Origin of the sequence: Acetobacterium sp. K1/6 (assembly GCF_034438075.1) — a bacterium.
Taxonomy (GTDB): Bacteria; Bacillota; Clostridia; order Eubacteriales; family Eubacteriaceae; genus Acetobacterium; species Acetobacterium carbinolicum.
Genome location: NZ_JAXQGA010000004.1, coordinates 167740 through 180599 on the forward strand (window position 1 = coordinate 167740; position 12860 = coordinate 180599).

Annotated in this window: 10 protein-coding genes; 8 read left to right on the forward strand and 2 right to left on the reverse strand. The window is 45.4% G+C overall.

The genetic code is table 11. From position 1 onward, the window contains the following. The first annotated feature begins 70 nt into the window (after positions 1-70). From thiC to U2P91_RS05075, 3 genes are all read left to right on the forward strand, one after another. Positions 71-1363 carry a phosphomethylpyrimidine synthase ThiC gene (thiC, locus tag U2P91_RS05065; RefSeq protein WP_111889752.1) on the forward strand — a complete coding sequence of 431 codons (1293 nt, stop codon included), beginning with the start codon at positions 71-73 and terminating at the stop codon, positions 1361-1363. Positions 1364-1474: 111 nt separating this feature from the next. Further along, positions 1475-2617, forward strand: coding sequence for a hypothetical protein (locus tag U2P91_RS05070; protein ID WP_111888397.1), 1143 nt, complete (start codon positions 1475-1477; stop codon positions 2615-2617). Positions 2618-2732: 115 nt separating this feature from the next. Further along, complete coding sequence (locus U2P91_RS05075; protein ID WP_111888398.1) at positions 2733-4160, forward strand: sensor domain-containing diguanylate cyclase; 1428 nt, start codon at positions 2733-2735, stop codon at positions 4158-4160. 56 nt (positions 4161-4216) lie between these two features. Here the strand turns inward: U2P91_RS05075 and U2P91_RS05080 are convergent, their stop codons facing one another. Then, the gene (locus U2P91_RS05080) at positions 4217-4753 is read right to left on the reverse strand and encodes a GNAT family N-acetyltransferase (RefSeq protein WP_111888399.1); all 537 of its coding nucleotides are present in this window, start codon (positions 4751-4753) and stop codon (positions 4217-4219) included. A gap of 40 nt (positions 4754-4793) precedes the next feature. Further along, positions 4794-5279, reverse strand: coding sequence for a GNAT family N-acetyltransferase (locus U2P91_RS05085; protein ID WP_111888400.1), 486 nt, complete (start codon positions 5277-5279; stop codon positions 4794-4796). Positions 5280-5614: 335 nt separating this feature from the next. Between U2P91_RS05085 and U2P91_RS05090 the strand changes: the two genes are divergently transcribed. The 5 genes from U2P91_RS05090 to lpdA all read left to right on the forward strand — a co-directional run bounded on the left by U2P91_RS05090 (position 5615) and on the right by lpdA (position 12781). Further along, complete coding sequence (locus U2P91_RS05090; RefSeq protein WP_111888401.1) at positions 5615-7576, forward strand: sigma-54-dependent Fis family transcriptional regulator; 1962 nt, start codon at positions 5615-5617, stop codon at positions 7574-7576. A gap of 222 nt (positions 7577-7798) precedes the next feature. After that, on the forward strand, positions 7799-8785 hold the full coding sequence (locus U2P91_RS05095) for a thiamine pyrophosphate-dependent dehydrogenase E1 component subunit alpha (protein ID WP_111888402.1): 987 nt from the start codon (positions 7799-7801) through the stop codon (positions 8783-8785). Further along, on the forward strand, positions 8782-9756 hold the full coding sequence (locus U2P91_RS05100; protein ID WP_111888403.1) for an alpha-ketoacid dehydrogenase subunit beta: 975 nt from the start codon (positions 8782-8784) through the stop codon (positions 9754-9756). The genes U2P91_RS05095 and U2P91_RS05100 overlap by 4 nt, the downstream gene beginning before the upstream one ends. A 299-nt stretch (positions 9757-10055) precedes the next feature. Beyond that, complete coding sequence (locus tag U2P91_RS05105; RefSeq protein ID WP_111888404.1) at positions 10056-11372, forward strand: dihydrolipoamide acetyltransferase family protein; 1317 nt, start codon at positions 10056-10058, stop codon at positions 11370-11372. Positions 11373-11395: 23 nt separating this feature from the next. Then, a complete protein-coding gene (lpdA, locus tag U2P91_RS05110) occupies positions 11396-12781 on the forward strand; it encodes a dihydrolipoyl dehydrogenase (RefSeq protein ID WP_322519185.1) in 1386 nt (461 codons plus the stop codon). The last annotated feature ends 79 nt before the right edge of the window (positions 12782-12860 follow it).

Genomic DNA, 12860 nt, shown 5'->3' on the forward strand with positions numbered 1-12860 from the left:
AAGGCACTTTTTTTGTGCCTAAAAATCTCTGATTTGAAAGGAATGTATTGTGAAAAACTACAAAACTCAAATGGAAGCGGCAAAAAAGGGGATTATCACCCCGGAAATGAAAACAGTGGCACAAAAGGAAAATATGGATGCTGCCAAACTTATGGCTCTGGTCGGCTGCGGCCAGGTTGCTATACCAGCCAATATCAGACATCATTCCCTTTCGCCGGAAGGTGTTGGCACCGGTCTGAAAACTAAAACCAATGTGAATCTCGGCGTATCGGGAGATTGTCTAAACTATGAGGCGGAACTGGAGAAGGTAAACCTCTCTCTAAAATTTGGGGTCGAATCGATTATGGACTTAAGTAACTACGGGAAAACCAACACTTTTAGAAAACAACTCATTAAAATGTCCCCTGCAATGATTGGTACGGTTCCGATGTATGATGCCATCGGTTATCTTGACAAAGATCTACTTGCAATTACCGCCCAGGATTTTATGCGGGTTGTCCGAGCCCACGCCGAAGAAGGGGTTGACTTTATGACGATTCATGCCGGCATTAATAAACGGGCGGTAGAAGCCTTTAAGCGGGATGGACGGCGAACAAATATTGTCTCCCGGGGCGGCTCACTGCTCTTTGCCTGGATGGAAATGACGGGTAATGAAAATCCCTTTTACGAATATTATGATGATTTTCTTAAGATCCTCCGGGAGTTTGATGTCACCATCAGTTTAGGTGACGCCCTGCGCCCTGGTTGCATTGATGACAGCTCCGATGCTTCTCAGCTCAGTGAACTCATCGAACTGGGTCACCTAACCAAACGGGCTTGGGCTAAGGATGTCCAGGTAATGGTTGAAGGACCTGGTCATATGGGGATTAATGAAATTTCCGCCAACATTGTTTTTCAGAAAAAATTGTGTCATAATGCGCCCTTCTATGTTCTTGGCCCCTTAGTAACTGATGTTGCCCCAGGCTATGACCATATTACCGCTGCCATTGGCGGAGCTATTGCCGCTGCCAATGGGGCCGATTTTCTTTGCTATGTAACCCCAGCCGAGCATTTGCGCCTCCCGGATGCTAATGATGTCAAGGAAGGGATTATTGCAACAAAGATTGCCGCCCATGCTGCCGATATTGCCAAAGGTATACCCAACGCGCGAGACTGGGATAACAAGATGTCTGACGCCCGGCGAAAGATCGATTGGGATGCCATGTTCGAACTGGCTATTGATGGCGAAAAAGCCAAAGACTATTACGAAAGCACCCCCACCGAAGAAAAACATAGCTGCTCGATGTGTGGCAAAATGTGCGCGGTGCGCACCACTAATATGATTCTTGAAGGCAAAACCGTGACACTCCATCCTGAGAACTGATCAACTTTATTTAATTTAGCACTTATCTTTTTTTTTGATCTGCCGATATTAATTCTAACGGATTACGTCTTTTTGGGCGTGATCATTTCGTAAAAACATGGAGGTGGATTTATGAAAATCGAAAGTTCAACCGTCACAATGGCAAGTCAAAGCAGTTATAGGGAAGCAACCAAATCTGTCGGATCTTTGAGAGTTTGGGATGCTCAGGGCAATGCCGTAACTTCAACCACAGCCAGCGCTTCTGCAAAGGGGATGGATATCCTTGAGTTGTCAGAACAAGCTAAAAAGTTACCTGCTCAAACCCCTATATCAAATCAAACCCCAGTGTCAACAGTGGCCTCGGGAGATGAAACCGCTTCGCTCTCCAGTAAAGAAGAACAGGAGCTAACGCTACTAGAACAAATGCTTAAGGCATTAACCCGAAAAAAAATGAAATTTGTGATGCCTAAAAAAATTACTTTGGAAAATCCGAAAATGAGTCAGTCCATTCAAAACGCCTATGCCAGTCGAAGTGCACTACTGACCGCTGCCGCCGGGTGGGCTCAGGGTTTAGCCGGTGCTCAACCCCGCAGTGCTTCTCCTAGTGGCGGCTTTGAATACAATCAGAGCGTCACCCACTATGAATCTGAAAGTACTTCATTTCAGGCTCAGGCAATGGTGAAAACTGCCGATGGCCGAGAAATCAATGTCAATCTGCAACTTTCCCTCAGCCGGGAATTTATGTCCTATTCCAATCTCAATATCAAAGCTGGCAATGAGCCGGTTCAGGTTGACCCGCTGGTTATTAATTTCGGTGCCGCCACCACCTCGCTGACGCAGCAGAAATATGCCTTTGATATTGATGCCAACGGCACCCTGGATCAAATTTCCTTTGTTAGTCCCGGCAGCGGTTTCCTGGCCTTGGACCTTAATGGCGATGGTAAAATTAATGACGGCAGTGAGCTGTTCGGCCCGCAAAGCGGCAACGGTTTTGATGATTTGGCAAAATATGATTCCGATGGCAATAACTGGATCGACGAGAACGATCCCATCTATGATAAGCTACAGATCTGGTCCAAAGATTCCTCCGGTAACGATGTGTTAGTGGCACTGGGTCAGAAAGGCGTAGGCGCCATTTATCTGGGCAATGTCAGCACCAGCTTCGCACTCAAAGGGGCCGACAATCAAACCGATGGCCAACTGCAACGCACTGGCATCTATCTTAATGAAAATGGTTCGGCCGGAACGATTCAGCATATTGATCTGAGTATCTAAGAGCTAAAACTTAATTTCATTACGATCCGCCAAATAAAAGGTTTTGTTAATTTTGATTGACAAAACCTCTTTTTATTGTTTAAAATTGAAATAAAACTTAACTGATGAGGGCATTATGAAACAACGAAATAAAGTCGGACTGCTGATCTCACTAATCATACTCATTGGTATCGTTGCTATTGTGTTCTTCAGCTTTGCAACCTACAGCAAGATCATTAAAGATGATGTACTAAATATTTCCAAACTCACCTCCACTAATATCTACTCAGAAATTAACAACGAACTGACCAAACCGATCTTTGTCAGCCTGACCATGGCTAACGACAGTTTTGTCAAGCAGTGGCTCCAGCAGGAAGATTCTTCGCAAAACCATGAAATCATTGACTATTTGTGGGGAATCCGAAGCAAATATAATTACCATTCTGTCTTTTTGATTTCAGCCAAATCGCTACACTATTTTCATTACAATGGCTTATTTAAAACCATTTCTCCCCAGGATGACCACGATCAATGGTATTACGACTTTATCAATCAGGATCAGCTTTATATCCTGGATGTCGATCAGGATCAGGTCGATAACCAACGCTTGACGATCTTTATCAATTGTAAAATACTAGATGAGCAGGGAAACCTTCTGGGCGTGGCCGGGGTCGGAATTGAAATGACTTATGTCCAGGAGCTACTTAAGAATTTTGAACGGGATTATGATCTGGAAGCCTTTCTCGTTGATGAAACGGGCTTGATTCAGGCTCACACCAATCCCAATCTGATTGAAAATCAAAATATCAACGATCTGGAAATTTATGCCACCATCGGCTCTGATCTTTATAATAAAGCCGACACCATCAATGTGTTTAATGATGATAATTTATATAATCAGCAATATATCATCAGTCACTATATTGAAGAACTAAACTGGTATCTGATCATTAGAAAAGACACCTCAGAGCTGGCTCAGTCCTTTAATCAACAATTATACTATGATCTCTTTATTGTCATTTTAGTCCTGGCCTCTGTGCTGATCATTGTCCAGCGAATCATTATAAAAAATGATCATCAAATGAAACAACTGGCTCTGCTGGATAATTTGGGTATCCTCTCCAATCGGAAAGATTTCGATCAGAATTTAAAAACCACACTGGCTCTGACTGATGAAACAAAGGACTTCTGGTCGGTTTTCCTAATTGATTTGGATCACTTTAAAGACGTCAACGATACCCACGGTCATCTACAGGGGGACAAGATCTTAAAACATGTGATGACACTATGCAAAACAGCTCTTAGTGATCATCTCATCACTCGCTGGGGTGGTGACGAGTTTAGCGGTATTATTTACCTTTCTGGGGTTTTAGCCGCTGAAAAACTAGAGACCCTGCGACTTGAAATTGTTAATGACCCATTGCTTGCAAAATTTAATATCACCGTCAGTATCGGGGTAACCCAAGCCATTGATATCGATACCGAAGATACCATCGTCCGGCGAGCTGACAACGCCCTTTATCAGTCCAAGACCAACGGTAAAAATCAGGTTACCCTGCTTTAATCATAAAGTCGAAAAAAGGATGAATTGCCATACAGCAATCCATCCTTTTTATTTATCTATGCATCGATCGATTTATAGATTTGGGTAAATACCTGGTATCTAAAATTTTTAAAGTCTTCTTCTGTCAAAGGCTGAGGAAAACGCATTATTTTAAGCGGAATTTTTTTACTCGCATCACCCCGCATCACCGGCTGATCATAACCGTATTCAGACAGGTGAAACCCCAACCGCTGATAAAACCCAATCCGGCGTAAGTTGATTTCATTTTTTTCATCCTCCACCTCAATCATCACCGGCTTTGAAGTCCGCGACAAATAAGCGGCCATCATTCCCGAACCGATTCCGCCGCTCCGCCTTGTCGGGTCCACCGCGAAATGTTCCACAAAGACAGTTGAACCCATATCCCATTCAGCAATAAAACCTAGGATTTCATCCGCTTCGTTTTTTGAAGTCCAAATGGTGTAATTGGGATCCCTAAGCTGAGCCCTTGCGTTTTCCCGGGTTCTGATCTCTTCCTTAGGAAAAGAACACACCATCAGTTGATATATTTTTTCAAAATCTTTTTCATCTAATTTCAATCGTTCGATTGTCATCACATCACTTTCTTTATTTTATAATTTTTATGCAAACTACTTACCAACTTTTTAAAAAAATAAGCGTGTCCACATAGCTATTATCGTTTAGTCGATAGCCTTCTTTAATGGTCCCAATGATTTTAAAACCCAGTTTCAAATACAGGGTGATAGCGGGATAATTGGTCGCCACCACCGCATTAAACTGGAGACCTTTAAAGCCACTTTCCTTGCTGCGCATGAGGCAGTCTTCCACCAGCAGACGTCCAATGCCTTTGCCCCGATATTCTTTTGCAACCCCAAATGAAGCATTAGCAATATGCCCGCACCGACCAATATTATTAGGATGAAGAATGTAAAGCCCCACAACCGCTTCCCCGCACCGGGCACAAATCGTTTTGGTCTGCTGGGTAAACATCGCTGCTGCCTCTTTTTCACTAAGATGTTTGTCACCGGGAAAACTATTTGCCTCGGCGACGATATAATTCCAAATTTCTGTCGCCTGTTTTACATCTTCTTGATTTAATTGTCTCATTTCGATATCCATCGACACCTCCTAAAACCTATTACTTTGTACCAATTGTTTTTCTCAAACACCAACTATAATTATTCAATATAACATAAGTCCTACTTTTCTCCAACAAAAAAAAGGCCTGCTATTTCGCTGCCACCCCAAATTTTAGTAATTCTTATTTTTTACAATTATTTTTGATTTATTTTAAAAACTCCGCTATAATGTGAATCAATAAGACCAATCGTCTTTGTCCACTACTGTAGCGATCGCTAAGACTAATTCTATTTTCACCGACCTTCAACGCGTCTTCGACAGCATACCCGTGCTCTGTTGCTTTACCGTATTCTTTGCAGAAAGGATTAACTAAGATGGAACCTGATCTGAATAAACTAAAAAACAATTGGACAAACTTTGTCGAACGTGGCATTCTGGATGAAAATACCCGGCGAATTATCCAGCGTTCCTGGAACCACTGTCAAAATATAAAAATGGATGTAAATGGTGGTAAAGGCGAAAGTATTGATGCCTGCCAACTCGAGCAGGTGTTGGCGGAAAACCGGGAGCTGATCAAAATCGCCCAACCAATTATGCAAAACCTTTATGAAATCGTTTTATCATCCCACTTTGTTCTGGTTCTAACTGATAAAAACGGGGTACTACTGGACACCATCGGGGATGAGGTCGTCAGTATGCGGGCTTCCGAACTGCGTTTTTTAAAAGGCACCGTCTGGACCAACGAAGCGGTCGGTTCCAATGCTATTGGCATCGCTCTGGACGAAGATGGACCCGTTCACGTAGTGGGCGCTGAACACTATTGTGTTTCCCACCATACGTGGACCTGTTCCGCCACCACCATTCACAATGTAAAAGGTGAAATCATTGGCGTTCTCAACATGTCCGGGGAAAGTCACAAACTTCACTCTCATACCCTGGGGATTGTTGTCGCGGCCGCCTACAGTATCGAAAATGAACTGGCCCTATCCCATACCTATCGATCCATGTCAGCCTCCCTGGACAGCACCGAAGATGGTATTCTAGTTACCGATGAGAACGTTAATCTGCAATGGATGAATATTGGTGCTCAAAAAGTTCTCCATCTTAGTATGGATGAATTTAATGAACTCGGCTTTAAAAAAATCTTTAAAAAACTCGATCTGGCTGGTGAATGCTGGGATTTAGAAGAGACAACGCGTTATTATACTGATGTCACCGCTCATATCGGCAGTCGAAAAATTCAATGTAGCGCCAATGTTTCCCGGATTCTGGAAAACGATAAAATTCAAGGCTACTCCATTGGTATCCGCGAAATCAAACACCTCCACAGCGCCGTCAACCGGGTCAGCGGTAACGTGGCGACTTATACCTTTTCCGACATCATCACCCAGAATCCGCAGATGCGGATGATTATCAAAACGGCCGAAAAGATGGCCCGCTTTAAAAAATGTATCCTCATCGAAGGCGAAAGTGGTACCGGTAAAGAGATGTTTGCCCACGCTATTCACCGGGCCAGCTCCTTTTCCCAGGGCCCTTTTATTGTCGTCAATTGTGCCTGTTTACCCCGGGATCTGGTCGAAAGCGAACTCTTCGGCTATGTCAAAGGTGCTTTTACCGGGGCTCTTAGCGAGGGCAAGCCCGGGAAATTTGAGTTGGCCGAAGGCGGCACCATTTTCCTGGACGAAATTGGCGAAATGCCGCTGGAAGTTCAGGCTAAATTGCTCCGGGTGGTAGAAACAAATACGGTTTCACGAATCGGTAGTCAAAGTGAACGCAAACTAAATATCCGAATTATTGCTGCCACCAATCGTAACTTGGAGCAGGAGGTTAAAAAAAGGAATTTCCGGGAAGATCTCTATTTCCGTCTGAATGTGATTTACCTTCATATTCCGCCGCTGCGGGTTCGGGGTGATGATCTTGTCTGGGCCGCCTCCCACTTCCTCGATCGGCTTAACCGGGAATATCCTGAGCATACCAAAACCTTTTCAAAAGAATTTCTGGAAGGGCTTAAACTTCACCCCTGGCCAGGTAACGTCAGAGAACTCCAGAATTACATCGAGCGAACCTTTTACCTCTGTCCGGAACCCATTATCTCAAGCGATTATCTGCCTACACCGCCACCAAAGTATCGCGAAGAAACCAAGGTTCTACCGACAGCCGCCAGCCCCACCCTGGACGACCTGGTTAAAGCAAATCTTGAAAAAATACTAAAAGAAACCCAGGGTTGTGTGGAAGCCTCAGCCGAAATGATGGGCCTCAGTCGCGCCTCACTTTACCGGAAAATAAAAAAATACAATATTGACATCAAAGATTATCGCTATATGTCTCAAATGTGAGAATTTTATCGTTTTTGAGACAACCAATTCGCGAATATGAGATACGCCTGAGAAATCCGGTGTATCTTTTTTTGTGCAAAAGACTCCCCCACCCAGATTAAATCCTATGCTTAAGCCATTTAAAAAAAATATCCAACTGATTTTTAAAGTTGGCACGGTTCTTGTTATTAGATAAGTCATCTAAAATCTTTGGGTAATACAAAAAAGGAGAACACTGAATTTATGAAACTTGATAAAGCGATTATCAAAGACATGTACATCCGCATGAAACGGATCAGGGAATTTGAAACAAAGGCCATGAACCTTTTTGCCGAAGGTGCCATCCCCGGTTTTGTTCACCTCTATTTAGGTGAAGAAGCTGTTGCCACCGGTGTCTGCCAGGCTCTTAACGATGAGGACTACATCACCAGTACGCACCGCGGCCACGGTCACATCATTGCCAAAGGTGGCGATCTGAAATACATGATGGCCGAATTATACGGAAAAGAAACCGGTTACTGCAAAGGCAAAGGCGGTTCCATGCACATTGCCGACGCTACCAAAGGCATTCTTGGCGCCAACGGGATTGTGGGTGCCGGTCATAACCTGGCGGTGGGAGCAGGTTTTAGTGCGCAATACCGAGGCACTGATCAGGTTTGCGTCTGCTTTTTTGGCGATGCCTCAACCAATCAGGGAACCTTTCATGAGTCGATGAATCTGGCCAGCATCTGGAAACTGCCGGTTGTTTTTGTTTGTGAAAACAATGGCTACGGCATCTCCATGAGTCAATCCCGTCATCAGGCCATTAAAGATATTGCTGACCGCGGTAGCGCCTATGGTATTCCCGGCATCTCGGTCGATGGCAATGACGTGATTGCGGTTCACGAAGCCGCTGTTGAAGCCGTTAAACGGGCCCGAAACGGTCAGGGTCCGACCCTCATCGAATGCAAAACGTACCGCCACCGCGGCCATTTCGAAGGCGATGCCGGAAAATACAAACCCATCGAAGAGCAGGAAATGTGGATGAAAAAAGATCCCATGCCGCGAATTGAGAAACACATGATCGACAGCGAAATTGTAACAGCTGAAGAACTAAAAGCACTCCAGGATTCCGTGGTTAAAGAAATTGCTGAAGCGATTGAGTTTGCCAATGCCAGTGCCTATCCGGAATTATCCAGTGCGGTAAAAGATATTTACTTTGATATTGTTGAGGAGGTTCGACAGAGATGAAACAAATGACATATGGAGAAGCCATTCGTGAAGGAATGCGCATTAGAATGCAAGAAGACGAAAATGTTTGTATTTTCGGAGAAGATGTCGGGGCTTTTGGTGGCTGTTTTGGTGTCACCGCCGGTCTATTCGATGAATTTGGCGATAAACGCGTCCGGGATACCCCTATTTCCGAAGGCGTTATCATCGGCTGTGCCGTCGGTTCAGCCGCCACTGGCTTACGCCCCATTGCCGAGCTGATGTTTATTGACTTCTTAACCGTTGGGATGGATCAGTTGGTCAATCAGGCTGCCAAAATGCGTTATATGTTCGGCGGAAACATCTCCGTTCCGATGGTTGTCCGTTTACCTGGTGGTGGTGGTGTTAGTGCCGCAGCCCAACATTCCCAATCATTAGAAGCCTGGTTAACACATGTGCCCGGATTAAAGGTCGTTTTTCCATCAACACCACAAGACGCCCTGGGTCTGATGCTCAGTGCCATCGACGATGAAGATCCGGTAATGTTTGTCGAACACAAAGCGATGTATGGTATGAAGGGCGAAGTCGATGATGTGGTTGTTCCGATTAAATTAGGCGTCGGCGACATCAAGCGCGAAGGAACCGATATCACCGTGGTTGCCACCGGTAAAATGGTTCATGAAGCACTTAAAGCCGCGGCTAAACTTGAGAAAGAAGGAATTTCTGTCGAAATCATTGATCCCCGAACCCTTTATCCACTGGATAAAAAGATGATTTTTGACTCGATTGAAAAAACAACCCGGGTGGTCATTGCTACCGAAGAAGTCAAACGCGGCAGTTTCGCCGGTGAACTGGCAGCGATGATTTCCGAATCCTGTTTCTTCAATCTGGACGCCCCGATCAAACGGGTCAACGCCCTGGATACCCCAATTCCATTTGCACCCAACCTGGAAAATTTTGTCCTGCCCAACGACGTGGACATTTACAACGCCATCAAGGAAGTCATGGCTTAATTTTTAAGGTTATCGATGAGATCCCGTACCGACCAATTGTTAATCTGTTGTTCGCTGCACCATGCGAAATCCGCTGTGCTCCTTCCGCATTGGTCGCGGGCAGTCGCCAACTATAAGCAAGCTTATGATTGGCGACTGCCTGCGCGCAGAATCGGACAGGCTTTGCCGTGTCCGCTCCGATGCGTACAACATGATGTAACAATTGTCGGTACTGCTTTATCCCTTAATCTGACAGCCAGCTGTAATCTTATCCTTAGAAGATTACAGCTCAATAAAATCAAAAAAATACGGAGGTTATTATGGCACAATTAATCGTCATGCCCAAGTTCGGGCTGACAATGACAGAAGGTACCATTGCCAGTTGGAATGTCGCTGTGGGTGATCCCATTGCTGAAGGCGATATTCTCTGCGAGATCGAAACCGATAAACTGACCAATGAATTTGAATCCCCCAAAGCAGGGGTGCTACTAAAAATTATCGAAGCTGACGGAGCGACCGTTACCTGCCTGGAACCGATTGCAGTTATCGGTGAAGCTAACGAAGATATTTCCGCATTATTAGCCGGTGGTTCTGCTCCTGATGTCGATGCAGCTGTTTCGCCTGTAGACGACGCTCCCGCTATTTCAAAAGCCGCTGTTAAAACTGCTGGCGGCCGGATTAATGCTTCCCCGTTGGCTAAAAAAATGGCCAAAGAAAAAGGCCTTGATCTCGCTCTAATCACTGGTACTGGCAATAAGGGCAGTATTACCGTGGATGATGTTAATAACTATACACCAACTGATAAAGCCGATAAAAAAACCGCTGTTTCCCCGGTTGCTAAAAAAATGGCTGCTGCGTCGGATGTTGATTTAAGCACCGTAACCAGCGATGGTCGGATTATGAAAAAAGATGTTGAAGCGTTACTGACAAAATCGCAAGCACCCGATGCCCTCGCTCAAAGCATCCCACTTAAAGGGATGCGCAAAACCATTGCCAAGCGAATGAGTGAAAGCTGGAGTACGTCACCTCGGGTCACCTATACCCGACCAGTCGATGCCACCGGCTTAAAAGAGTTCCGCTCCCGCTTAAAACCTGAATTTGAGAAACGAGGTCTCAAGCTGACCTTTAATCATATCATCATGAAAGTCTGCGCCCAGGCCTTGCTGGAATTTCCTCATATTAATGGTAGCCTGGTTGATGACACCCTGATTCTTCATCCTCATGCCCATATTGGCCTGGCCATCGGTATGGATTCAGGACTGTTGGTCCCTAACGTGAAAAACTGTGACCTCAAGCCGCTTTCTCAAATCGCTGAAGAAACCGAAAAACTGATCACTGAGGCCAAGGCCGGCCGCACAAATATGGACGATCTGGTTGGTGGCACCTTTACCCTGTCTAATCTGGGGGCCTATGGGATCACTTCTTTTTCGCCCATTATCAATCAACCGGAACTGGCTATTTTAGGTATCGATGCGATGGTTGACACCCCAGTTGTTATCGGTGGTGAAATCACCATCCGACCGATGATGAATCTGAGTCTCACCGCCGACCACCGGATCATTGACGGGGCTTTGGCTGCTCAGTTTTTACAGCGAATTGGGGAATATCTCGAAAACCCTGCGCTGTTACTTGTTTAAGTGCTGTGAAAGAAGGTAAAACCATGAAACATATAGCCATAATTGGTGGTGGCCCCGGGGGCTACGTGGCGGCCATTCGAGCGGCCCAACTGGGCGCCCAGGTCACCCTGATTGAAAAAGAAAAGCTGGGCGGCACCTGCCTAAATGTCGGGTGTATCCCCACCAAGGCGCTGCTCCATTCTGCCGAGGTATTAACCGAAGCTAAAAATTCGTCAAAAATCGGTTTAGTCATTCCTGAGGTCGGTTATGATTGGACAAAAATTCAAGCCCATAAGGAGCAGATCAGCACCAAGCTATCCGGCGGCGTCAAAGGGCTGCTTAAGGCCAATGGGGTTAAGATTATTACCGGTTCTGCGCAGTTTTTAAATGATGAGGTCTTGCTGGTGACTGACGTTTCCGGTAAAACTGACGAGTTACGAGCGGATAAAATTATCATTGCCAGCGGTTCAGTACCGGCACTTCCACCGATTCCTGGCATTGATCATCCCAATTGCCTGGATTCCACCGGGGCGCTTTCTTTAAATCATGTTCCGGAGCGACTGGTGATTATTGGTGGCGGCGTCATTGGTGTGGAAATGGCGTCAGTTTACAATCAGTTTGGTTCCAAAGTAACGATTGTAGAAATGCAGCCGGGAATTCTACCGCTTATGGATGGTGAACTGGGCGAAATGCTGTGCAAAAAACTTGTGAGAGATGGGATAAAAATTTTAACGGGTGCGCAGGTGCTGTCAGTCCAAAGTGATGAGCACCAAACGACCGTTAGAATTAAAAAGGACGATAACGAGAGTGACATCTCAGGTGATAAGGTATTGGTGGCAATTGGACGCAAAGCCGAATTATCAACTTTGGGACTGGATAACACCAGCATCAACTGGGATAAAAAAGGGATTAGTGTGAATCCTAAAATGCAGACCAATTTAGAAAATGTTTATGCCGTCGGGGATTGTCTGGGCAAAACCATGCTGGCTCACATAGCTTCTCAGCAAGGTGAAGTTGCTGCTGAAAATGCGATGGGCCATGAGGCCGTTTATGACGAAAAAACCAATCCCTCCTGTGTCTATACCACTCCTGAATTTGCCGGAGTGGGCCTTACTCAGGAGGATATCCGGGGCCATGAAAAAGATTATTCGATTGGCCGATTCCCGCTGGCGGCCAATGGCAAGTCACTGATTATGGGCGCCACCGAGGGGATGATTAAAATTATTTCCGATAAAAAATACAAGGAAATTGTTGGTGTCCATATTCTAGGACCACGAGCCACCGACCTGATTGTTGAAGGCGCGCTGGCGCTGCGGCTGGAATCGACAGTGGAAGAAATTATCTCGACCATTCATGCTCACCCCACTGTTGGTGAAGCGCTTAAAGAGGCGGCCCTGGCGACGGAAAATAGGGCCATTCACTGGAAATAAAGCAAAAACAAACGAGCACAGGCAAAAAGCGCTAAAAACACTTTTTGCCTGTGCTGATTATTTTCTGAATCGAGTGTTC

Excerpts from the sequence above, each read along its gene's own strand:
- thiC (WP_111889752.1), top strand. The coding sequence starts at position 71 with ATGGAAGCGGCAAAAAAGGGGATTATCACCCCGGAAATGAAAACAGTG.
- U2P91_RS05070 (WP_111888397.1), top strand. The coding sequence starts at position 1,475 with ATGAAAATCGAAAGTTCAACCGTCACAATGGCAAGTCAAAGCAGTTAT.
- U2P91_RS05075 (WP_111888398.1), top strand. The coding sequence starts at position 2,733 with ATGAAACAACGAAATAAAGTCGGACTGCTGATCTCACTAATCATACTC.
- U2P91_RS05080 (WP_111888399.1), bottom strand. The coding sequence starts at position 4,753 with ATGACAATCGAACGATTGAAATTAGATGAAAAAGATTTTGAAAAAATA.
- U2P91_RS05085 (WP_111888400.1), bottom strand. The coding sequence starts at position 5,279 with ATGGATATCGAAATGAGACAATTAAATCAAGAAGATGTAAAACAGGCG.
- U2P91_RS05090 (WP_111888401.1), top strand. The coding sequence starts at position 5,615 with ATGGAACCTGATCTGAATAAACTAAAAAACAATTGGACAAACTTTGTC.
- U2P91_RS05095 (WP_111888402.1), top strand. The coding sequence starts at position 7,799 with ATGAAACTTGATAAAGCGATTATCAAAGACATGTACATCCGCATGAAA.
- U2P91_RS05100 (WP_111888403.1), top strand. The coding sequence starts at position 8,782 with ATGAAACAAATGACATATGGAGAAGCCATTCGTGAAGGAATGCGCATT.
- U2P91_RS05105 (WP_111888404.1), top strand. The coding sequence starts at position 10,056 with ATGGCACAATTAATCGTCATGCCCAAGTTCGGGCTGACAATGACAGAA.
- lpdA (WP_322519185.1), top strand. The coding sequence starts at position 11,396 with ATGAAACATATAGCCATAATTGGTGGTGGCCCCGGGGGCTACGTGGCG.